The 23,549-nt window shown below is 35.8% G+C and carries 21 protein-coding genes and 1 tRNA gene; 11 read left to right on the plus strand and 11 right to left on the minus strand.

All coding sequences use genetic code 11. The annotated features are described in order from the left end of the window. The 5 genes from CSC80_RS08790 to CSC80_RS08810 form a co-directional block, all read right to left on the minus strand. A complete protein-coding gene (locus CSC80_RS08790) occupies window positions 1–690 on the minus strand; it encodes a glycosyltransferase family 2 protein (RefSeq protein WP_099191104.1) in 690 nt (229 codons plus the stop codon). Then, window positions 690–1,181, minus strand: a complete 492-nt coding sequence (locus CSC80_RS08795; protein WP_074670092.1) for a hypothetical protein — start codon at window positions 1,179–1,181, stop codon at window positions 690–692. The genes CSC80_RS08790 and CSC80_RS08795 overlap by 1 nt, the downstream gene beginning before the upstream one ends. 48 nt (window positions 1,182–1,229) lie before the next feature. After that, complete coding sequence (locus tag CSC80_RS08800) at window positions 1,230–3,635, minus strand: family 78 glycoside hydrolase catalytic domain (RefSeq protein WP_099191106.1); 2,406 nt, start codon at window positions 3,633–3,635, stop codon at window positions 1,230–1,232. A gap of 124 nt (window positions 3,636–3,759) precedes the next feature. Further along, a complete protein-coding gene (locus CSC80_RS08805; protein ID WP_099191108.1) occupies window positions 3,760–5,343 on the minus strand; it encodes a 4Fe-4S dicluster domain-containing protein in 1,584 nt (527 codons plus the stop codon). A gap of 30 nt (window positions 5,344–5,373) precedes the next feature. Next, the gene (locus CSC80_RS08810; RefSeq protein WP_099191110.1) at window positions 5,374–6,720 is read right to left on the minus strand and encodes an FAD/NAD(P)-binding oxidoreductase; all 1,347 of its coding nucleotides are present in this window, start codon (window positions 6,718–6,720) and stop codon (window positions 5,374–5,376) included. A gap of 278 nt (window positions 6,721–6,998) precedes the next feature. Here CSC80_RS08810 and CSC80_RS08815 point away from each other — a divergent pair, with 278 nt between their 5' ends. The 4 genes from CSC80_RS08815 (at window position 6,999) to CSC80_RS08830 (ending at window position 11,154) form a co-directional block, all read left to right on the plus strand. Further along, a complete protein-coding gene (locus CSC80_RS08815; RefSeq protein ID WP_099191112.1) occupies window positions 6,999–7,715 on the plus strand; it encodes a DUF547 domain-containing protein in 717 nt (238 codons plus the stop codon). Window positions 7,716–7,744: 29 nt separating this feature from the next. Continuing rightward, a complete protein-coding gene (locus CSC80_RS08820) occupies window positions 7,745–8,620 on the plus strand; it encodes a hypothetical protein (RefSeq protein ID WP_058105033.1) in 876 nt (291 codons plus the stop codon). A 140-nt stretch (window positions 8,621–8,760) separates the two neighbouring features. Continuing rightward, entirely contained in the window at window positions 8,761–10,053 is a 1,293-nt protein-coding gene (locus CSC80_RS08825; protein ID WP_236973348.1) for an outer membrane protein assembly factor, read from the plus strand. 99 nt (window positions 10,054–10,152) lie between these two features. Continuing rightward, the gene (locus tag CSC80_RS08830; RefSeq protein WP_236973349.1) at window positions 10,153–11,154 is read left to right on the plus strand and encodes an N-acetylmuramoyl-L-alanine amidase; all 1,002 of its coding nucleotides are present in this window, start codon (window positions 10,153–10,155) and stop codon (window positions 11,152–11,154) included. 102 nt (window positions 11,155–11,256) lie between these two features. Here the strand turns inward: CSC80_RS08830 and CSC80_RS08835 are convergent, their stop codons facing one another. From CSC80_RS08835 to CSC80_RS08855, 5 genes are all read right to left on the minus strand, one after another. Then, entirely contained in the window at window positions 11,257–12,816 is a 1,560-nt protein-coding gene (locus tag CSC80_RS08835; protein ID WP_099191116.1) for a hypothetical protein, read from the minus strand. A 159-nt stretch (window positions 12,817–12,975) separates the two neighbouring features. Further along, entirely contained in the window at window positions 12,976–13,680 is a 705-nt protein-coding gene (locus CSC80_RS08840) for a TIGR04283 family arsenosugar biosynthesis glycosyltransferase (protein ID WP_099191118.1), read from the minus strand. A gap of 44 nt (window positions 13,681–13,724) precedes the next feature. Further along, a complete protein-coding gene (locus CSC80_RS08845) occupies window positions 13,725–14,540 on the minus strand; it encodes a purine-nucleoside phosphorylase (RefSeq protein WP_099191120.1) in 816 nt (271 codons plus the stop codon). Beyond that, complete coding sequence (locus CSC80_RS08850) at window positions 14,537–15,208, minus strand: TIGR04282 family arsenosugar biosynthesis glycosyltransferase (protein ID WP_236973364.1); 672 nt, start codon at window positions 15,206–15,208, stop codon at window positions 14,537–14,539. Before CSC80_RS08850 ends, CSC80_RS08845 begins: the two co-directional genes overlap by 4 nt. Before the next feature lie 71 nt (window positions 15,209–15,279). Beyond that, window positions 15,280–15,786, minus strand: a complete 507-nt coding sequence (locus tag CSC80_RS08855) for a rhodanese-like domain-containing protein (RefSeq protein WP_099191122.1) — start codon at window positions 15,784–15,786, stop codon at window positions 15,280–15,282. Between the two features lie 67 nt (window positions 15,787–15,853). On the opposite strand from CSC80_RS08855, the gene CSC80_RS08860 reads away from it, so the two are divergent. Further along, the gene (locus CSC80_RS08860; RefSeq protein WP_236973350.1) at window positions 15,854–17,425 is read left to right on the plus strand and encodes a glycoside hydrolase family 32 protein; all 1,572 of its coding nucleotides are present in this window, start codon (window positions 15,854–15,856) and stop codon (window positions 17,423–17,425) included. A gap of 325 nt (window positions 17,426–17,750) precedes the next feature. Here the strand turns inward: CSC80_RS08860 and CSC80_RS08865 are convergent. Further along, window positions 17,751–17,823, minus strand: a tRNA-Phe gene (locus CSC80_RS08865). 101 nt (window positions 17,824–17,924) lie between these two features. On the opposite strand from CSC80_RS08865, the gene CSC80_RS08870 reads away from it, so the two are divergent. Genes CSC80_RS08870 through CSC80_RS08895 form a run of 6 tightly spaced genes read left to right on the plus strand, consistent with a single transcriptional unit; the run spans window position 17,925 to window position 23,458 of the window. Next, the gene (locus tag CSC80_RS08870; protein ID WP_058105037.1) at window positions 17,925–18,653 is read left to right on the plus strand and encodes a type III pantothenate kinase; all 729 of its coding nucleotides are present in this window, start codon (window positions 17,925–17,927) and stop codon (window positions 18,651–18,653) included. Further along, on the plus strand, window positions 18,654–19,940 hold the full coding sequence (locus CSC80_RS08875; protein ID WP_074670069.1) for a hypothetical protein: 1,287 nt from the start codon (window positions 18,654–18,656) through the stop codon (window positions 19,938–19,940). 39 nt (window positions 19,941–19,979) lie between these two features. Next, window positions 19,980–21,353 carry a hypothetical protein gene (locus CSC80_RS08880; RefSeq protein WP_074670066.1) on the plus strand — a complete coding sequence of 458 codons (1,374 nt, stop codon included), beginning with the start codon at window positions 19,980–19,982 and terminating at the stop codon, window positions 21,351–21,353. Between the two features lie 5 nt (window positions 21,354–21,358). Beyond that, window positions 21,359–21,973: an LPS export ABC transporter periplasmic protein LptC gene (gene lptC / locus CSC80_RS08885; RefSeq protein WP_058105040.1), complete on the plus strand. Its 615-nt coding sequence runs from the start codon at window positions 21,359–21,361 to the stop codon at window positions 21,971–21,973. Continuing rightward, on the plus strand, window positions 21,966–22,172 hold the full coding sequence (locus tag CSC80_RS08890; protein ID WP_058105041.1) for a hypothetical protein: 207 nt from the start codon (window positions 21,966–21,968) through the stop codon (window positions 22,170–22,172). Before lptC ends, CSC80_RS08890 begins: the two co-directional genes overlap by 8 nt. After that, the gene (locus CSC80_RS08895) at window positions 22,172–23,458 is read left to right on the plus strand and encodes a hemolysin family protein (protein ID WP_074670064.1); all 1,287 of its coding nucleotides are present in this window, start codon (window positions 22,172–22,174) and stop codon (window positions 23,456–23,458) included. The genes CSC80_RS08890 and CSC80_RS08895 overlap by 1 nt, the downstream gene beginning before the upstream one ends. Window positions 23,459–23,549 lie beyond the last annotated feature (91 nt).

Genomic DNA, 23,549 nt, shown 5'->3' on the forward strand with positions numbered 1-23,549 from the left:
TTATTTAATACTGTATTTGAAGATCCACCCCAAAATTTTTATGCCAGCAAATATACTACCTTTTACGGTTCCTGATACTTTTGAGATACCAATTCTTCGTTTGTAACGTACTGGTACTTCGGTATATGTCATTTTTTTCTTAAGAACTTTTAGTTGCATTTCAACTGTCCACCCATAAGTTTTGTCTTCCATGTTCAATTCTTTGAGCTTTTCGTATTTAATTGCCCTAAATGGACCTAAATCCGTAAATTTTGCGCCAAAAAACAAACGCATTAAAAATGTGGCCAACCAGTTGCCAAAAACCTGTTGTGGGGTCATAGAACCCTCTTCTCTTAAACTTTTTTCTCTGGCACCTACTACAAAATCAATGTCATTTTCCAAAATTGGGGCAACTACCTTATCCAGCTCTTCCGGATAATCAGAATAGTCTCCATCAATAAATACGATAATATCTGGTTGTTCAGATTTTTTTGCCACATAATCTAACCCGTTCAGGCATGCATAGCCATAGCCTTTTTTGTTTTCTGTGAGTACCGTTGCACCCGCGGCTTTTGCATTTTTTACTGTGTCATCTGTAGAGTTATTGTTTACAACGATTATTTCAGATACCGTTTTGGGCAGTTCGTTGATGACATGTGCTATAGAATCTGCTTCGTTAAAAGCTGGTATAATTACCTTTATGTCTGTCATTATTTTAAATCAGATAAACTATTTTCATGTGTAAAGGCCCTAAAAGATGTCCATTCTTTAATTTTTTCTCCTTTACTATATTTTTCGGCAGATATGAGTTTTGCATCTTTATACTTTAAACAATACCCGTCCTTTATTCCATTTGTTAATTGACATTTATGGTTAATACGCCCTTGTGGGTCGTAAAAGAGCCACCAACCAATTTCACTATTATCTTTAAACCGTCCTTCTTTAGTTCTAACTCTGTGTTCATCAAAGAAAAACCAATATTTGTCTTTTTTACCGTAAGAATAAAATCCTTGTTGAGATTTGTTTCCGTTAGGGTGGTAAAAAGTCCAGTAATCTGTTCTTGTATTATACCGCATCCATCCTTCACTTTCTATGGTGCCGTCATCATAAAAGTTACGCTTATAATGCTTGTCTTCGGGCTTTATAAAAGCTAACAATCCTAAACAGATCAATATGGCGTATGTGGGTTTTAATAGCTTCATATTATTTCATTTAATTCACTGGTTTCATACGGTATGCAATTTTACTTGCTATTTGTCCCTTTGTATGGTATAGTGGTTTTTTCCCTTGTTTAGTGCAATATTTTTGCCGCCCCAAACCAGGTTTCCGATCATATTGCTTGGAATGGTTATTACAGCGGATAACGTTTCTTTATTTTTTTCTAGTTCAAATTCAATATTCCCTTTTGATGTGGGGAGTAAACCTTTAATTTCATTTAGCTCACCAAAAGCAGGAACGATCTCAACTTGTTCAAAATCATTTTTTACGGACCGGATGCCCGCCAAATAATTAAAATAAAAATAGGCTGGTGATGCACTCCACGGATGAACCTCTGAACGTGTTGGTTTTTCTGTACTTTCAAAACGTTCTAGTGTAGTGGTCATATGATCGTTGATCATTTGCTCCCAAGGTTTTTGTGCAAGGTCGAATAGCTCTGGTGCGCCTACTTTTTTTATCGCTTCAAAAAGATAAAAGCGATAGTAATAGGTAGCCTGTAATAAATCTTTTTCGGTTAAAATTTTCGACAATAAATCCTTTTGCTCTGACAATGGTATGGCATTGGTCAATATAGCCATGATATTGGTATGTTGGTCATAAATGGTCTTGTCAGGTCTTTCAGCAAAGAGCTTTCTTTTGGCATCGTAACAATGTTTGTTGACCGATGCTATAATTTCTTGCGCTCTATTTTTATAGCTGTTATAGGTATGATCATCTCCTATTTCTTTAAAAAGTAGTGCGGCGTTCTGTAGTGCATGAACATAATGTAGGCTTACAACGGCAGAATTAAGACCATCATTTTTTGTTGCCGTACCACTGCCATTATTGGGTCCTGTATACCAATCAACGAAATAGCGATAGGGTGTTTTATTTACCAAATTAAGCTCATTCATGTTCTTTTCAAAACCAGCTAAAGTATTGGTGATGCCGTCTTTGTAAGTATGTATAAATGCTTTGTCACCAGAGGTTTTATAATAATCGGCAATCATATCTACCCACACCAAAGAATAGGTAGGGTAAATAAATGTGGAGCGCAGAGGATAGGCGCCCAATATATTGCCATCAGAATCCCTGGAATGATCAAATTGGCGAATGGCATTTTTGGTATGTGCCGTATTACCGCTCAATGCCTGCCAAATTAAAGCCTGTATTTTGGTATCGCCAACATATTGCATGGTCTCATAATAGGCATCGCTCAAAAAATAATCTTGTGTGCAGATATCTATAGTGCGTTTGCAGATATCAAAAATATCATTGTACAAGGTATTGTCAGATCTAAACTTTGCGATGGATGGTATGGTTGTTCGTGATCTATGATTTACAAACTTTTCTAGAATAAGTTCTTGGTCTTTGGTAGCTATTTCAAATGCTATAAAACGAAAAGTGCGCATCCAATTAGGAATAAATTTTTGAGCCACATTACCGTTAGAAATAACTTCATCGTAATACCCTAAAAGCTGTTTGTTTTCAATATTGTTTCGATCACCTTTTTCATTGTTTTCACCAAAAAGATTCTCGGCATATTTAATAGTGATTTTGGCTGATTTTCCTTTGCTAAAAATCAGTTCAGGAAAACCGTTGGTAACATATTGTCGATCGATTAAAAAAGTAATATTCTTGTTTGGAGCAACTCTAAGTTCACCTGTTTTTGGGAAAGCGGTGTCAATAGGGTTACTTGACCTTACAATACTACCTACAGGTTCCTCATCCCACGAAAGCAAAGGCAAATTACGAGGTTCTAACAAATAGGCAATGGAACCGCCCATGCTACTTGCATTCTCAAAAAAATCAACCTTTTTCCACTTGGAATCATCATAATCCAACGTTTCCCAATTTGTTGGGTAGTGGTTCATATCAACAATATCGGTTGGGTTGTTTGCATAGAATCCGCCAACGATCGCCTTTTCTCCATTACCTCTCCAAACCACTTCATTGGCTTTATACGATTGGTCTATAGTGCTTAGCCAATTATCATTGTTTCCAGTGGTATTGATAATCGTTGCATTGTTGGTAACGCCATTTACCATAACACTAGTAAATATGGACTGCATGCCTAAGAATCTCCTTTTTCCAAAATTGATGACCTTAACGGCGATAACGTTTTTGCCCTTGTTTAGATAGTCTTTTAAGTTTAAGGTTTCAAATTTATAGTGCTGAATGTCGCTTAATTGAGGACCGTGGGTAATAAAATGCCCATTTACATATAGAAAGTAATGATTGTCTGCAGAAATATTAATGATGAAATCTTCTTTAGAATCGGTGATATTGAAAGTGTTTCTAAATAACACTGCAGTGTCCTCTCCTCCTTTAATATCTGGGTGGCTAACCCAGCTGGCGCTTATATTTTCCTTACCATAAATTACCTCAGGATAATTAATTTCTTTTTGCCCCTGCAAATGCAAAGAGAGGAGAATTATGATAAAAAGAAAGCGATTCATTTTTAATTTCTATGGTGGTTATTACGTTGTAAAGGTCATGAAAGATTAGCTAAAACCAATCTTTCATGTTCTTTTTCCTAGATGATAACTTTGGGCACTTTCTAAATGACCCTACTGAATACCACTAGTTTTTGTTTACAAGATCCATTAAATCAACATCATTGCCCAACAAAACTTCTTTAGAGTCTATACGTCCTTTTTCTGGTCCGTTCTCTAATTTTAATACACCTCTAGGGCAAACAGCGGAACAGATACCACAGCCAACACAACTAGATCGTACAATGTTTGCGCCTTTTTGAGCGTAAGCACGTACATCTATACCCATTTCACAGTAGGTAGAACAGTTACCGCAAGAGATACATTGACCACCATTGGTAGTAATTCTAAATTTAGAGAACATACGTTGCTGAAATCCTAATATTGCGGCCATTGGGCATCCAAATCTACACCATACACGGTTTCCTAAAATGGGGTAGAAACCTGTTCCTATTACCCCGGAGAAAATACTACCGATCAAAAAGCTATAGGTAGAACGTAGGGTTTCTGCTTTAAAAATGAATATGTTTCCAGAGCCACTAAAAAAGTGCATGCCTATTAATACCGCTATTATGGTAAAATATCCAATAGCGCCATATTTGGCATCTTTCTCAAGTTCGTCTCTTTTGTAAATCATTACCCACGCAAATACAGCGGTTAAAATAATGGCAACGCCAGAAATAAACATGGTTTTTGTTAGCCAGTATTTACTGGTGTCGTTACCTAAATAAGAGTAGATTACCGCAGTAGTCATTAAGGTTACGAATACTACTACACTGTGTACTACCCAGCGCTCAACTTTCCAGGCGAATTTAGATTTATCACTTAATTGACGAAAAGAATCTCCAGCAGTTTCGGCCAGGCCACCACAACCACAAACCCAAGAGCAGTACCAACGTTTACCATATTTATAGGTTAAGAAAGGAGATATAACAAATATGGATATGATCCCAAAGAATAACATAGTCATACCTACACTGCCAGAATCTATGAAACCGTTAATACGGTAACGCTCAAAATTATAATAATTTAAGGGCCACATATTCTTAAGGTCATAATAGGGTAAATCACCGTTTAACCTTGCCATAATTTCTGGGATAAAGAATGCAAATGCCGTTTGAAAGAACATAACACTTACCGTTCTTAACTGTTCGTATTTATTGTGACGGTATTTCCAAATAAATTTAGCTCCAAAAGCCAAAATAGCTACGGTATATAGCGTACCATAAACAAACCAATGGCTGGCTGGGTTGCCACTTAAAGCTTTGCTCAACGGGTCAAATAATGCAATTAAACCAGTGTTGTCACCATCTTTTACTAGTCCTAAATATTGCGGATAAAAGTAAAGAACAATGTAGAATCCTGTTAAGGCGATACCTGCCATCCAGGCTAATACACCTCTGCTGGACATTGATTTAAACCAAACCCCATCATTTTTTATCCCTTTATGTTTATGTGCATATGCAGCTTGTGAAAACCAAATAATTCCGGCAAAAATGGCAAGAATAGCTATTGAAAGCCATAGTGCACTATTGCCTAAATTTAAATTGAACAATTGTAAAATAAGAATGCCCATACCGGTCATACCTGTTATTACTGCCAATTTTTGGCCAGTGTTCAAAGCTTTTGGTGGTTCTCCCGCAAGTGACATACTTCTATTTAAATTACCCATGGTAGGTGTGTTTTTATTTTAATAATTGAGTTAGGCGATGCTGAAAATTCGTTTCCAACTTTTTTTCTTCGGATTAATGTTCTTGTTGTAATCGCTATTGTATTTGGCAACAATTGCGTCCTCATGTAGTTTGTAGAATTCCGGATCAAAATTGGCATCTTTTAAGTAAGTCATTACATGATCAATATCTTTGTTCTCCGTTAACCATTGGTCAAAGATCTCATGTCTCATGCGTATGCCAAAAGTGTTGATACCTAAAAATTGATTAGTGTCTTTGTCGAACGCTACGGTAATACATATTTTTTCTTCGGGGTGTCTCCAATGAAAATGCTGTTCAGTTTCTTTTTTGCCTCGTTCACTAAACACCCATCCGTAAGTTTGGTACTCCACATCTAAAAATTTAGCAGAGTTGAACCAGTGACCGGGATTATACTTTCTTGGGTTTCCACAAATAGTCTGTGCTAGGGTTTCGCCCATCATTCTACCAGTATACCATACGGCCTCTATAGGTCTTCTGCTACCTATGCCTTCATGTTGCTCTGCACAATCACCAATGGCGTACACGTCTTTTATGTTGGTTTCTAAAAATCTATTTACTTTAACACCTCTGCCTATTTCTATGCCAGAATCTTTTAGAAAATCTATATTAGGGGCAACACCGGCAGTTAGGCCAACAACGTTACATTCAATGGTTTCACCTTTATCTGTAACAACAGCTTTGGCATGACCGTTATCATCGGCAATAATTTTTTCAAGATTAGTGTCTAACTGTAAATCTATATGGTGCTCTATTATGTGTTCGTTGATCATTGCGGATTCTCCTGCGGGTAGCACACCGTTCCAAAAACTTTTTTCACGAACTAAAAAGGTGACCGGTATTTCTCTAGAACGTAACATTTCTGCCATTTCTATACCTATAAGTCCGCCACCAACAATTACCGCTCTATTGCACACCTTGTTGTTAGGAGCATTTTTTTCTAGCATTTCTAGATCTTGTTTGGAATACAGTCCTTGTACACCTTTTAAATCTTGACCGGGCCAGCCAAACTTGTTGGGTTTTGAGCCTGTTGCAATTACCAATTTGTCATAAGAAACGGTAGAACCTCCTTTTAAAAGTAATTTTTTAGAATCGGTGTCTACTTTTTCAACAAAACCGTTCATAAGATCAATTCTGTTCTTTTTCCAGAACCAGTTCTCATAAGGTTGGGTATGTTCAAATTTCATGTGGCCCATGTAAACATACATTAGGGCTGTTCGCGAAAAGAAATAATCGCTTTCTGCAGAAATAATAGTAATTCTTTTGTCCGATAGTTTACGAATATGTCTAGCTAAAGTGACCCCAGAAATGCCATTACCTATAATTACAATATGATCCATAAAATGATTTTGTTGGTGGTTGTGTCGGTATTAAAGGTAATAACTTAACAGCTACATTTTAATTTAGAAAGATTATAAACTTGTTATAACTCTGTGATACTTTTAATCGTAGTTTGCGTTTTAATGAAATTAAAACGTCTTTGTAACATCCAGAAAATCAGTGATTAATTGAGACGTAAGTATTGAAAAAATCGTTGAAAAATATTTTTTTGTTTGTATGGTTTTTAAAAAATGACCGACTTAAACAATCTCAAAAGCAATTCTAAATTAAGATTACCATGAAAAAAACTATTATACCTTTTTTGTTTATCCTTTTTGCTGTAAACAATATAACGGCACAAGATTTAACTACTTTTTTTAGCAAAAGCGATAGCTTTTTTAAAGCCAATGTAGTGAACGGCAAAGTGAAGTATGCCGCAATTAAAAATGACCCAAAAAGTTTAAATGCCGTTTTGGAAATAGCAAAGAGTATTTCGGTTTCTAAATCTGATGCTATACAATACCAAGCCTTTTGGATCAATGCTTATAATTTATTGGTCATAGACGGTATTGTAAACAATTACCCATTAAAATCACCATTGGATGTTCCTGGATTTTTTGATAAAACTAAACATGAGGTTGGCGGTAAATCCATAACCCTGAACGGTATAGAGAATAATTTGCTGAGAGCGGAATTTCCTTCTGAAGCAAGATTTCATTTTGTATTGGTATGTGCAGGTTTGGGTTGCCCTCCTATTATAAATACGGCATATAAACCGGCTACATTGAACAGTCAATTACAAAAACAAACGGTTTTGGCATTGAACAACCCCAATTTTATAAAAGTGAATAAGAATAAGGTACAAATTTCACAATTATTCGAGTGGTATAAGGGAGATTTTGAACAAAAAGGAAGCACCGTAGATTTTATTAATACCTACAGAAAAGAACAATTACCAGAAAGGGCAAAGGTATCTTACTATCCTTATGACTGGTCTTTGAACGAAACCAAATAATCAATTTAGAATTAAAAAAAAAACCAAAGATGAGAGTTTCAACAAAAACGATATTTTCAATAGTTTTCTTTTGCTCAATAATATCGGGCTTTGCCCAAGATAGTTTGCAGCAGAAAAGTAATATTCAACAGTATACACCTTCAAAATTGGTAGGTAAGGGTCAGTATGATGTAAAATGGTTCAACAATTTATACACACAGACCAAAAGTACTTTTACAGACGGTACTGAACCTAGACAAACCTTTTTTACCTCTACTTTAGAAGGATATACAGGTGTAGGAACCAATAAACGATGGAATATAGGAGCTATTTTAGAATTTAGATCTAACGTGATCGGTGATAGAAGTGCTACCGATGTTTTTAAATTTGATGGCGAAAATAACACGGCTAGATCTGGACTTACCTCTATTGCACCATCTGTAAAGTTTGTGCCAATAGCATCGGTAAGTAATTTTTCCATACAGAGTTCTTTCTTTATTCCGTTAGTGGATAATGAAACTGAAAACGGGGTTTTCCTAGATCAAAAAGGTTACATATGGCAGAATAGATTTTTCTATGACTATACTTTTCCGGGAGACAAATGGCAACTTTTTAGTGAAATAAACTCAGAGTTGAGTTTTGGTGATAAAGAAGAGAGCTTTGCCAATAATAGTTTAAACCTAACCCCAGGTTTGTTCTTGAGCTATTTTCCTTCGAGTAAATTCACAGTTTTAGCTTTGGCGCAACATTCTCAACGATTGGATTTAGGTAACAATTTTGCACAAGATTTCACTGCCATTGGTGGTGGTGCAAAGTATCAGTTAACAAGTGCCTTGAACCTAGAATTGCTGTATACTAATTTTGTACGCGGTAGTAATACCGGTTTAGGACAAACATTTAATCTAGGGTTAAGAGGTATTTTTTAATTTTTATTTGAGTGTTTCTTAAAAGAGTCTATTGTTGTAGGGCAATTAGACTCTTTTTTGGTTTAAATCATGTTGTTTTTAACTAAAATTGATTCCGTACTTAATTTGTTCTATATTGAGAGTCAAGATGAAATGTCCTTATGGTTAATGACTTAAATACCTCAAAATGTAAAGGTATGCTGTTGGTTGTTGTAGTATTGTTTTTAGTATGCTCATCTGCGTATGGGCAAACCAATGTGGTAAGTCAACTGCAGATTTCAGGAACAAAGCGGACTAAGATTTCTTTTATTGAAAAGCTGGTTACCTTAAAGAAAGGTATGGAGTTGGATTCTGTAGTAATGGATCAAGATATTCTCCGTTTAAAAAAGCTGCCCTCAATATCTCACGCATATTATAAGGTGAATTTATTACCTAGTGACCAGTGTACTGTGCAATATGTTGTAGAGGAAAATTTTACTTTAATACCATTTGCCAATCTGTTTAGTTCTTCCAATGATAATTTCGCATTTAGGGTAGGGCTGCAAGAATTTAATTCCTTTGGGCAAAATATTACTTTAGGAGCGTTTTATCAGTATGATAATTATAGTTCTTTTGGGGTAAGTGTAAGGGCACCTTACTTGGTTACCAGTAAGTTGGGTCTAGCATTGAACTATAATAATTTTACAACACTTGAGCCGGTGTTTTTTGAAAACGATACCGCAGATTATAGGTATAGCAATACAGGATTTGAGCTGTTGGCGTTGTATGAGTTCAATTTATTCAACAGAATGGAATTTGGTTTCAGTTTTTTTACTGAGGATTATGCGTATGTTGACGGTGCTACCAGTGCAGATGTTCCATTGAACTTAAATGTTGATAAGCATTTGTTCAAATTTATTTATGATTATAACGGGTTGGACTATTACTATCATTATTTAGACGGATTTAGAAGTCAACTAAATTTTCAGTACGTAGGTAGTACCGATGATAATTTACCTGAATTTTTAATTGGTTTTAACGATTTCACCTTTTTTAAAAGAATTGGAGATCGGGGAAATTGGGCCAATAGATTGCGTTTAGGTTTGGCAAGTAACGTGGACAGTCCGTTCGCTCCTTTTACCGTAGATAATAACTTAAATATAAGAGGTGTAGGCAACACTATAGATAGGGGTACCGCTATGATTGTGCTGAATACGGAATACAGACAAACCATCATCGAAAAAAATAAATTTGTGCTACAAGGAAATTTCTTTATTGATGGTGGTACATGGAGAAACCCGGCTGGTGGGTTTGATGACTTATGGAAAAGTGAAAACCTTAGAATTTACCCAGGTTTAGGGCTCAGGTTTATGCACAAGCGCATTTTCAATGCAATATTTAGAATAGATTACGGCTACGGAATCACAAAAGACGGAGACAATGGTATTGTCTTTGGTATTGGTCAATATTTTTAGCAATCTTTGTGTCTTTATGAGAGGTCTTCCGCAAATTATGGCATAGACCTTGCGTTTGGTACCAAGATGAATTACAATAATTTTACCATAGTAGTATGTATGTTTTTAAGTGTTTTTTGCTTTGGGCAAGATTCATTAAAAACTATTGTTGCAGAACCTGGTGACGGTATATTGTCACTGTTAAGAAAGCAAGGTGTTGACCCTTATGAAGTGTTTGATGAATTTGTGTTGTTGAACAATGATAATTTACGCGATAGTGTACATCTTATTGCGGGTAGAACATACATTATGCCAGCTGTAAAATTAGATACTGTGGCAATTGTAGATTCCTTGCAGATACAGTCTAAGGAAATTAAGGAATTGGAAAGTGTTTCTTACGATATATTTGGTGAGAAGCATAAAAATGTCATTGAGAAAAGTGAGCGATTAAAAGGTGCCATATATTATTTGGTGAGCGGTCATGGCGGTCCTGATCCCGGGGCAATGGGCATATATGCCGGTAAGGCCATTGCAGAAGATGAATATGCATATGACATAACCTTGCGTTTGGCAAAAGAATTGCTTTCCCATGGTGCAAAAGTCTATATTATTATACAAGATCCCAATGACGGTATTAGAGATGATTTTATATTAGAGATCGACCATGATGAGGTGGCTTATTTAGACAAAACAATACCTTTAAATCAAGTTGCGAGATTAAAGCAGCGTGTAGAAATTGTAAATGATTTATATAAATCTAATAAAGGCAACTATCAAAGATTGATAGTTACACATGTAGATAGTAGAAGTGAGGGGCAGAACATAGATGTGTTTTTTTATCACCATGAGCATAGTAAAAATGGTAAAAGGTTGGCGCAAAGTATTCATAAGACCTTTGAGGCCAAGTATAAGAAATACCAACCAAACCGAAGCTACTCTGGTACTTTTGAGGATAGAACCTCTCTTTATTTGGTGAAAAAGACTCACCCTGCTATGACCTTTATCGAAATTGGAAATATTAGAAATGCCAAAGATCAAGTAAGGATCGTAGATCCAGATAATAGGCAGGCATTGGCAAAATGGATCAGTGAAGGGGTGTTGCTGGACTATGAAGGGGAATAGAACTACTACTAACTGTCTAAATTGTTCTGCTATAAAAAAACCTTTACGGTTGTTATGTCCGTAAAGGTTAATATATAAGATTGCAATTAAATCAGTAGATATCTAGTTTAAATCTGCTACTAAAACATCCCAATTTTGAAATTCTCCTTCTGCCACTTCTTCTTGTTGACCGTATAGAATATATATTTTTCCATTGATTACGGTCATAGAATGAATGGTTTCATTTTCAGAACTTGTTAGGTTAGTGCTCAATTCAGTGAATTCATTGTTTAATGTATTGTACACCCCTAAATAAGGATCATTATCAACCTGAGTTAAAAATCCGTCAGGGTTACCATCTGCATCGGCATCATCTGTAAATGTTTTAATTTGTCCTCCCACAATTATTAAGTTTTCATGTTTACCGGTGAAGGTAAAATGGACAGATGATGGCATGGTTTCAGTGCTCAAATCCCCTGTTTCAAAATCATAGATATAAATAGTATTTTTTGCATTTTGACCAACGAACTCTTCTGTGCCGCCAAAAACATATAGTTTGTTTTGGACGGTTTCTGCGCGGGCGCCACTTCTAATTTCTGGCATGGTAGTTTCAAGAGAAAGTGATGAATTAAGATCATCCCATTTATAAATTTCATTACCAACATTTTGTGTGTCGCCAAGAGATCCGCCTACGATAAAAATTTCGTCGTTTATTACGGCAGACCCATGTCTAGATAATGCAATCTGACCTTCATAAGAAGCACTGGTAGGATTTGTCTGTAAGCCTATATCATATGTATTTATATATTGCCCGCCAACTACTTTTAGTTTATTGTCTATAATATGAAGTTGTTTTGAAACAAAATCTCCTTGAAAAAATAATTGATCAGTGAGGTTGCCGTTTTCAAGATCGAATCTTGAGACGCGTTCTGGATTCATGGATTCTGAACCTCTCATGCCATCTTCCCTGGTTACAATATAGATACTATTGCTGCTATTTGACCCTGTCATTCCTGGGGACATCCCGCTAACTGCATTTGATGGATAGGTGAAAGCAGGTGAAAAAGATAATGTTTCAGTAGGTACTTGTACATAGTCCTCCACTGATTTTGGGCTAAGTATAATATCAATAGTTGATGAACCTTCGCCTAAAACGGTTCCTGTAATTGTATTTTCGTCTACATAGGTAAATGTAAAACCGGGGCTTTCCAAGTTAGCGCTACTTTCACTAACAAAATCAAAGGATGTTTTAAAAGGAGATTCATAATAATCTACCAAGGTTTCCTCTATTGTTGTAGCCTCGGTTTCAATGAAATTTCCTGGTCTCCATTCTAACGTACCGTTAAAGTCTGTTTTAGAACCTGCAAATACTTCATTGATGAAAATAAGCTCGTCGTCAATAACATTAAAATTATTTGAAATATTAAAAGTCCCTGAATTATTGGTCAAAATAGCTTCAGTAATTTTCCATGTTTGTTGATTTCCATTTGTAAGGGAGTTTATGACAGTTTCCCTTTCTTCGGCTAAAACAACTGTAGAGTCTGTAACTTCCTCTTCTGGTTCCTCAATCTGTTCTTGTTCTTGTTGTTCATTTTCGGTTACCTCGGTTTCGTCTTTATCACAACTGATAATAAAAAGAGTTAATACAGTAAAGAAAAAGTGCTTTAATACGTTGGTTTTCATTTTGGTATAGTTTTAAATTAACATTTATAAATGTAAAATGGTAGATACTGGAGAACAATACCCGTTATTGGGTAATTTTAAAACTTAGACCTACTTATAGTAACTAATAGGTGTCGTAAATTTTTTTAAAATGTGAAGAAATAAAAAGGCGCCAATAATTTAAGCGGCTATATGTTTTAGGTAATATTGGTATAGGTCTTTTGGATTTGCGCCTAAACGATGTTTTAAGTGGATCATGCCAAAATGATACTGTAGCCTAATCATGCCACGTTCTTCGTACCTTCTGGCAGAAGTGGTTACAGCAGAAGAAATTATCTTAAATGGTTTTAGTTTATAGGCTCTCTGAATAAATTCATTGTCTTCATATACAATATAGCTTTCATTAAAACCATTTAGATGGTGAAAAAGTTTACGGGTAATGAAAAGTGATTGATCACCACCTCTACAAATGTGGTGGTTTATACGGGTGCACCAAGAAAAGAATTTTAAAAATCTACTGTTGCTGTTAAAGCGCATTTGAAAGCATCCTACTTCAAATCCTTTTTTGAATTCTTGAATGATCTCTTTGTCAAAACCCTCTGGGGGTAAAGTATCAACATGTAAAAAATAGAGAATTTCACCGTTGGCATTTGTAGCACCAAAGTTCATTTGTGCAGCACGCCCTTTTTTGCTTTTTAATACTGTGGCTCCGTATGCTTCAGCATTGGTAATTGTTTGGTCCGTGCTACCGCCATCAATGACTAATATTTCTTTAATGCACTTGGTTCGTGCATTGGCAGAAATGGAGAAAAGCACATCTTTAATGTACTTTTCTTCATTTAATACCGGTATAATAATACTAATGGTTGGCTGTGGGGTACTCATAAATCAATACTTGCTAACTTATGGTAGTCAAATACTGGAGTACCTTACAGTTGCTTGATCAATTCCTTGAATAATTTCACCATTTTTGGTTCTGTTTTTTCGGCAATGGAGATAATTTCACTTATATCAACAGGTTTTAGGTTATCTGGGTCGCACTCATCGGTCAAAACAGAAACGGCTACTATGGGTAATGATAAGTGATTGGCAACTATGACCTCTGGTACGGTACTCATACCTACTGCATCTGCACCTATTAATTTGATCATTCTGTATTCTGCCCTGGTTTCCAATTGAGGTCCTACAACAGATGCATATACACCGCTTTTCAATGAAATGTCATGCTCTTTTGCAATGGCGGTAAGTTTGTTGCGCATATCTACATCGTAAGGTTCGGACATATCTGCAAAACGTTCGCCAAATTCGCTTACACCTTTGAATGCTAATGGAGAGCCTCCTTGAAGGTTAATATGATCTTCTATCAACATCATATCTCCTTTCTTAAAATCTAGGTTTACCGCACCAGCGGCGTTAGAGATAAACAGTTTTGAAATACCTAACATATGCATTACGCGAATAGGGTAGGTAATGTCTAGAAAGTCATACCCCTCATAAAGGTGAAAACGACCTTGCATGACCACAACTTTTTTTCCGGATATGGTACCATAGACTAATTTTCCGGTATGAAATTCAACGGTGGCCAATGGGAAAAATGGAATGTGGTTATAATGGGCATCTATGGGATCTTCAATACTATCTACTAATTTTCCCAATCCTGTGCCCAGTACAATACCAATTTCTGGGTTGTCAAAACCTTTGTTCTTAAGGTAAGCTACAGACTCTAAAAGTTCTTCTTTCATCATTTTGTCATATGTTTTAAAAAAGGGGCAAAGGCTTCAATATCCTTTATATCCTCATAATAATCAACGTCGTTTTTTGTTTCTAAAAGGGCGGTTGTTTCATTTTTCAGGTCTGCTAAGGTGTCCTTTAAAACGGTTTCCGTTCCCCATGATTTATTTTTAAAAAGTTCGGGCATAAATTTTTTCATGCCCAATAAATAATATCCTCCATCTTCTGCAGGACCTATTACAAAATCGTTTTTCTCTAAAGCCTTAAATGCATCTTCTAAATCATCTTGAGAAAGGTCTAGCATATCACTGCCAATGATAATGATTTTTTGATATTCGTTATGAAAACCTTCTTGAAAGGCATTTGCCATACGAATGCCAAGGTCATCGCCTATTTGTATTTTTTTATCAAACTTAGAATTGTCCCAAACATCGTTATTCCAAATTTCTTCAGAGTAATACACCTGTTTTTCGGCATAAAGATTTTTGGTAATGGCTACCGTGTGCGCTAATAAGAATTTGTAAATATCAAATGCGGCTTGGTCACCTACAGTTGCAGCTAAACGCCTTTTGCCTTTACCAAGTTCTGGGTTTCTGGTGAAAATAAGCAAAAGGTTGTTTGAGTTTGCGAGAGTGAAATCTATAATTTTCTCGTCTTTTTCCGTTTTATTGTTTTGTAATATTCCCAATCTGATTCTTTAAATTTTCCTAACTCCTAACTCCTAACTCCTAACTCCTAACTCCTAACTCCTAACTAGTACACCTTAATTCCTTCTTGTAAAAGTTTGCCCCAATGCTTGCTAAAAGCATGAACACTATCGGTAGGTATTTCTTTGCTGTTAAAAACTTGTCCGCCTTTATTTTTCCAATCAAAAATTCCCCCATAAAGATTTAGAATTTTTGTATACCCTAATTCTTTTAATTTCTCTCCAATATCTTCTGAGCGTACACCAATAGAACAGTATACTATAATAGGTTGTGTTTTGTCAGGTAAAGATTCTAGAACTTTTTGCTCGTCAAATGTTTTGTATCCTACCCAAATGGCATTTTTTAGGTGACTTACCTCAAATTCCTCTTTTTCCCTTGTATCTAGGTATGCAATAGAATCGGTAATCGGTAGATTATCAAAATATACAAAGGGTATAGTGCCTTGGTTCCAAGAGTTCAAAGCCTTTGTAATTTTGTCTTGTGCTAAGCTTTTATTGGACAAAGGTAAGAGAACTACAAAACTGAATATTAATTTAAAAATTAGTATTTTCATCCTTACAAAGGTACTATAATAAGGTTTTAAGAAGTACCAATATAAGAGTGAATTTATGGTTAAAACTATGCAAAGTAAAGGCTTACAGTTGTTTATACTATTATCTGTTATTTCAATGGCAAGTTGTAAGCAAGAGGTGAAAAAGGATATTGTTAATGAAGAATTGGAGCCTACGGGATATTATGTAGAACCCTATAGATCTCAATATCATTTTACACCAGAAGAAAAATGGATGAACGATCCAAACGGACTTGTTTATACTGATGGGGAATATCATTTGTTCTATCAATATTACCCGGATAGTACCGTTTGGGGACCTATGCATTGGGGTCATGCGGTAAGTAAAGATATGATGAAATGGAAGCATAAACCAGTTGCACTTTTTCCAGATGAACATGGATTGATATTTTCTGGTAGTGCCGTTATGGACCATAATAACACTTCTGGTTTTGGAACGGAAGATCAGACGGCAATGGTGGCTATTTTTACCTATCATGACATGGCGGGCGAGCAAGCAGGTAATAAAGATTTTCAAACTCAGGGCATTGCCTATAGCTTAGATAATGGTGATAGTTGGACCAAGTATGAAGGCAACCCCGTAATCGGTAATACCGGTATTAAAGATTTTAGGGATCCTAAAGTGTTTTGGAACGATAAGGCAGAAACTTGGACAATGCTACTGGTAGCAGGTGATCATTTGCAAATATGGAACTCTCCTAATTTAAAAGAGTGGGAAAAAGTTAGTGAGTTTGGTAAAGAGCAAGGTGCTCATGGAGGTGTTTGGGAATGTCCAGATTTATTTCCGTTGAAGATTGAAGGTACAAATGAGATAAAATGGGTATTGTTGATCAGTATAAATCCGGGTGCACCAAATGGGGGTAGTGGTACGCAATATTTTATAGGAGATTTTGATGGAGAAACATTTACCTCGGACCAAGTGGAGCATAAGTGGATAGATTTAGGTAGGGATAATTATGCAGGAGTAACCTATAACGATGCACCAAATGATGAACGTGTTTTCATTGGATGGATGAGCAATTGGGACTATGCAAGAGATACACCTACCGATAAATGGCGAAGTGCAATGACAGTGCCTAGAGAATTGACCTTGCGGAAAGTAAATGATGACGTGTTGTTGTACAACTATCCGTTAAAAAGTTTTGAGAGCCACGTAGCAATGGCTTATCCGGAAAGTGTTTTGGAAATCTTGCCTACGAGAAAAAGAATTATGCCTCTTAAATATGGAAACCAGAGTAAAATACAGTTTACGCTTTCCGTGCCCAATGCGCAAATGTACTTTAGAAATAAAAATGGCGATAGCGTGAGTATAGATGTTGATAGGGACAAGAAAGTTGTCACTTTTGACCGAAGAAAATCGGGTAAGGTAGACTTTAGTGAAAAATTTGCTCCTGGTGTTCAACAAATGAAGATTCCGAATATACCGGACGGACCTATAGAAATAATGATGCTTTTAGACCATTCTTCGTTAGAGCTATTCATCAATGAGGGTCAGTATGTGATGACCAATCAAATTTTCCCCAATGAGTTTTTTAGGGCTTTGACCATTGTGAACAATTCAGAAAATGAATTAAAAATTGAAGATTTTACAGAACATAAGGTAGAACGGGTTTGGGATTAACATGTTGTAAAATCAGTGTGTGAATTGCGCCTATTGAATTTACGCTGAAATTTAATCTTTATTTACTTTCTATCTATTGGTAGGAATTTGCTTCACTATATTGTGTTAATATCGGCTAAAGTAGTCTTTAGTCGATGTTAACAGTACCGCAACTAATTTGATTTGCAAATTTTCACTGGAAGCTCTACAATTTGTCTACTTACAACTTATAAAGTGAAAAATACAGCTGTAATGGTATGTAGGTTGGCTATCCTTGTATATTTTTGGTGTAGAAAAGAAAGGGATGTAAACAAAAAAATCCTTACCGTTAAGTAAGGATTTATTGTGGTGCCTCCAGGAATCGAACCAGGGACACATGGATTTTCAGTCCATTGCTCTACCAACTGAGCTAAGGCACCATGCTTGCTGTAAGCGGGTGCAAATATAATTTCAATTTTATGATTTCCAAACTAAATCGTAAAAAAAGAAAAATGTTTTTTTAATTTTTAATCTTTGCAACATGAATTTAATTGTTGATGCGGGTAATACAAATGTCAAATTAGCGATCTTTAAAAAGTCGGAAATAATTCATTTAGAGACTGTTGTTGTAGATTTGTTTGTTGAGGCGGTAAAAAGAATTTTCAAGGAATTTCCTAAAATAGAATTTTCAATAATTTCTAGTGTAGGGTCAATTTCAAAGGACCAGATTAAGGTTTTGGCTATTTTTAGTGAACTTCATGAGCTTAGTCATGCGTCAAAAGTGCCGTTTAAGAACTCATATGCCTCTCCACAAACTTTGGGTGTAGATCGTTTGGCCTTGGCTACGGCTGCCTATTATTATAATCCACATCAAAATAATTTGGTTATTGATGCCGGAACCTGTGTTACGTTTGATATGATCAATGATTTTGATGAGTACCTAGGCGGCGCAATTTCCCCAGGCTTGCAAATGCGGTACAATGCTATGCATTACCAAACATCTAAATTGCCGTTACTCGAAAAAAAGGAGCTGTTAGACTACATTGGCAACACCACAGAAAACTGTCTACACAGTGGGGCGGTAAATGGAATTACACTGGAAATAGACGGTGTCATTGATCTTTACAAAGCAAGATTTAAAAATTTAACAGTTATTTTAACCGGTGGAGACACACTATTTTTGTCTAAACGATTAAAAAATACCATATTTGCGGATTCCAAATTTCTCCTGAAAGGGCTTAATTATTTGCTGGAATACAACAAGCACTAAATGATCAGAAAAATTGTAATTACAATTGTATACATAACCACTATTGGTTTGTACGCTCAAGATGGTACTGTTTCTCCTTATTCTTTTTACGGAATAGGTGACTTAAAAAATAACAGTACGGTAGAAAATCAAATGATGGGAGGTATTGGTGTATATGCCGATAGTATTCATATCAATTTAAAAAACCCAGCGGCTTTTGGTAAGTTAGGTCTAGAAGTTATGGATAGGGAAGGATTGGTGACCTATACCGCAGGAGTCTCCAATAAACAATTTACGCTTAAAAGTTTCACAGCAGAAGAGGAAAGCTCTATTACAAGTTTAGATTACTTGGCACTTGGTTTTAGTGTAGGTAAAGGTTTGGGTATGGGGTTTGGTATAATGCCATATTCTTCGGTAGGATATAATTTGGTTGATGATCGTACCGAAACAGGCGGGTCGTTGACTAATGTTTATACGGGTGAGGGTGGTTTAACCCGCGCTTTTTATTCAATTGGGTATGAAATTGTAAAAGACTTAAGTATTGGTGCAACCGTTAATTTCAATTTTGGTACACTTGAAAGTGAAAGGTTGCAGCAAATAGAAGATGTGCAGTTTGGTACATTTGATAGGCGTTCATCTAGAGTAAATGGTTTTGATTTCAACTATGCTTTAAATTATACGCCTTTAATTAAGGGTAGGCAAAGACTTCATACATCGGTTCGTGTGAACACCCAAGGTAATTTGGTTTCCAAGAATGATAGGCAATTGGGTTCTTTTTCAGTAGCCAGTGGTGTAACCATAGAAGAGCTAGAGGTGAATTTGGCTGCTCAGAATTTAGAGAATACGGAATTAAAGATACCGACCACTACTACTTTGGGTATTGGTTATGGTGAAGACTATAAATGGTTTGTGGGTGCAGAATATAGTTTTCAAGAAATGAGTTCTTTTGAAAATGCTTTCTTGGGTTCTGCTAATGTGGCGTATGAAGATGCAAGTTCATTTGCCTTTGGTGCCTTTCTAACCCCTGATCATGATTCATTTACAAGTTATTTAAAAAGGGTTACCTACCGTGCAGGTCTACGTTTAGATAAGACGGGTATGTTGGTGAACGATGTTGATATAAATAACTTTGGCATAACTTTTGGATTAGGCTTACCACTGGGCAGAAGTTTCTCTAATCTTAACTTAGGTTTTGAGTTTGGTAGAAGAGGGACTACTAGGGCCGATTTGATTGAAGAAAGCTATTTTAAATTTAATGTAGGTCTCTCATTGAACGATCGTTGGTTCCAGAAAAGAAAAATCAATTAATAAAAATTTAGTACATTAACCATTTTAAAAAGAGAAAAAATGAAATCGAAACTTTACTTCACGGCAATTATGTTCCTTGGGATGATGGGAGTGAGCAATGCGCAGGCGCAAAACCCTGAATGTATGACCAACCTGTCAATATTTTCCGAGCATGCAAAAGTTAAAAATTATGAAGCGGCCTATGAGCCATGGAAAATGGTTTATGAAACATGTCCTCAATTAAACAATGCTATATATGTTTATGGTGAGCGTATCCTAAAAGATAAGGTAGATAAGGCTACAGGTGCAGACAAAGAAAAGTTTGCCAACGATCTTATGGGGCTTTATGACAATAAGCTTAAACATTTTTCATCTAAAACTAGTCCGGGTGAAACAATGGTAGATAAGGCATTGGTAATGTACGATAACAAAATGGCAGATGATGCTAAGATGTACAGTATGTTAAGCGAGGCATTTACAAAAGATGAAGCTAATTTTACAAACCCAAAGGCTTTATATATCTATTTCTCTAGTTTGGTTGATGAGCACAAAGCAGGTAGAAAAGATCTACAAGAAGTTTTTGATGTATATGATGCAGTTACCGAAAAAATAGAAACTGAAAATGAAAAGCTTACAGGTAAAATAGCTAAGCTTTTACCAAAAGAAGAAGCTGGTACTTTAACTTCAAAAGAAAAGTCTCGTTTAAAGTCTTATAACTCTTACTCTGAGGTTTATGGTAAGATTGCTGGTAGTATTGATTCTAAATTAGGTCCATTGGCAGATTGTAGTAACCTTATTCCTTTATATGAAAAGAGTTTTGAAGAGAAAAAGGGTGATGTTGTTTGGGTAAAAAGAGCGGTAGGTCTTATGTTCAACAAAGAGTGTACAGATGATCCAATGTTCCAAAAGTTATTTGAAGCACAATTGTCTCTAGATCCTTCTGCAGATGCTTATGTTTACGGTGGTACTTTAAAAATGAAGAACGGAGATAGTTCTGGTGCCCTTGCGGATTTTGATAAGGCATTATCTCTAGAAACAGATAACGATAAGAAATCTAAGATCGCTTACAAAGTTGCGGTGATCAATAAAAGAAAAGGTAGTAAGTCTACTGCACGTAAATACGCTCAAAAAGCTATTGATGCTAACCCGTCAAATGGTCGTGCATATCTTTTAATTGCTAACTTGTACGCAACAAGTGCTAACGATTGTGGTAGCTCAGCGTTTGAAAAGAGAGCAATTTACTGGAAAGCTGCAGATATGGCTAGACAAGCAGGAAGAGTGGATCCTTCATTAGGGGGTTCAGCTAGTCAAGCGGCAAACAGTTACAGTGCTAAAGCTCCAACTAAAGAAATGATCTTTAGTTCAGGTATGGCCGGTAAGACCGTTACGTTCAACTGTTGGGTTGGTGGTAGCGTGAAAGTACCTTCTTTATAGAGAAAATGAAACAGATTTATAATTTTAGAGGCATTGCCGTGGTATGTACCATGGCAATGCTTTTTTTATCTTGTCAAGATAATTACAAGAGAGTGGGTGAAGAAGCGGTAAAGAAAATTTACCCCAGGGGTGTAGTAGAGGATTTTGTACTTACCTATACTGAAACACCTGAAAAATTAGGATCTGAAGATGACGGTTCGTCTAGAGTAATGGCAGTATTATCCGGACCGATCAGAAACGATTTTGAGCAGCTTTCATTTCCGTATCAAACTTTTCCAGAAGGTCTACTAGTGGAAATTTTTAACGAGAAAAATGAAAAAACAACGATAGAGGCAGATTATGGAGTATTGTACTCTAAGACTTCTATTGTAGATTTACGTGGTAATGTGCTTATAAAAGGAGATGACGGTAAAAAGCTAGCTACATCACAGCTATATTATGATCGTGGTAATGAGTGGGCTTTTACCCAAGAAAAATTTACGTTTACCAATCCAGATGACGGTACTGTAATGGATGGTGAAGGTATGGATATACAAAAAGACCTGAAGTTTTTAAATGCACATAAAACCTATGGTTTAATGTTGATCAAAGAAGAAGATAAAGAAGAAAAAAATGATTAATATTTTAAGATATACAGAGTATTTGTACGTTATAGTCGCGGGCTTTTCTATCTATAGAATAATAACGGATTGGAATACCGATCGAAGTATGGCGTATTTCTTTATATTTTTTGCCGTAATTTCAATAGGTATGTTCTTGTTTAGACGAAATTATAGAAAGAAATTTGAACAGCGTAAGCGTGATAATCAAAATAAATAGTGGGTACAGCCGGTATTATCATTATACTTTCCTTGATTTTTTCAGCATTTTTCTCAGGAATGGAAATTGCCTTTATTTCTGCGAACAAAATTCATATTGAAATTGAGAAAAAACAAGAGGGCTTTTTAGCAACTGTACTGACAAGGTTAACTAAAAAACCATCAAAATTTATAGCTACCATGCTTATTGGTAACAATATAGCATTGGTAATTTATGGACTTTTCATGGGAGAATTGCTCATGAACTGGTTCACTGAAATAGTGCCCGATAATGCAATTTTGCAGTTGTTGATTACAGATTTTAGTTTGTTGACCCAAACTTTGATTTCTACGTTCATCATATTGATTACCGCTGAATTTTTACCTAAAGTGCTATTTCAGATTTATGCCAATAACCTTTTGAAATTATTGGCGATACCTGCATTTTTATTTTATATACTTTTTTCATTTATATCCGACTTTATTATTTGGGTGTCCGATATTATTTTGAAGTACGTATTTGGTACATCAGGTGATGAGGTCCAATTGGCATTTAGCAAGTTAGAGTTGGGAGATTACATTACCGAGCAAATGGAAACGGTAGAGGAGGAAGATGAAGTAGATACTGAAATACAGATCTTTCAGAATGCATTGGAGTTTGCAGCTGTAAAGGCTAGGGAAGTTATGGTGCCTAGAACAGAAATAGTTGCGGTAGAAATGCATGAAACTCCAAAAAACTTGGCGAAATTGTTTACGGAAACGGGCTATTCTAAAATACTGGTATATAATGATACCGTAGATAATGTTATAGGCTATGTACACTCTTATGAGCTTTTTAAAAAACCTAAGACAATTAAAAGTATTTTACTGCCGGTTGAGTTTGTGCCGGAGACCATGCTTATTCAAGATATATTGAATGTTCTCATCAAAAAACGAAAAAGTATAGCTGTTGTTTTAGATGAATATGGCGGTACCTCTGGTTTGGTAACGGTAGAAGATATTGTTGAAGAACTTTTTGGTGAGATCGAAGATGAGCATGATACTACGGATTTAAGGGAAGAGCGGGTAGATGAGCGTCATTATTTGTTCTCTGCAAGGTTAGAAGTAGATGATATCAATGAGAATTATAAATTAAGCCTTCCTGTATCAGATGAATATGAGACCCTTGGTGGGCTTTTAGTGCATACTTTGGGTGAAATACCTGAAAAAGAGGTAGAGCTTACTATAGAGCAATATAAGTTTACCGTGTTGGAAGTTTCCAACACAAAAATAGATTTGATTTCCATAGAAGTTTTGGAAGAGGAATAACAGTGCATCAATCAATAAATTAGGTGGCTTTTTAGTTTTTATTATTTCAATTAAAAATGGTAGTTTTGCCACCCAATAACCACAAACGATT

The sequence above is a fragment of the Maribacter sp. 6B07 genome, assembly GCF_002700155.1.
Taxonomy (GTDB): Bacteria; Bacteroidota; Bacteroidia; order Flavobacteriales; family Flavobacteriaceae; genus Maribacter; species Maribacter dokdonensis.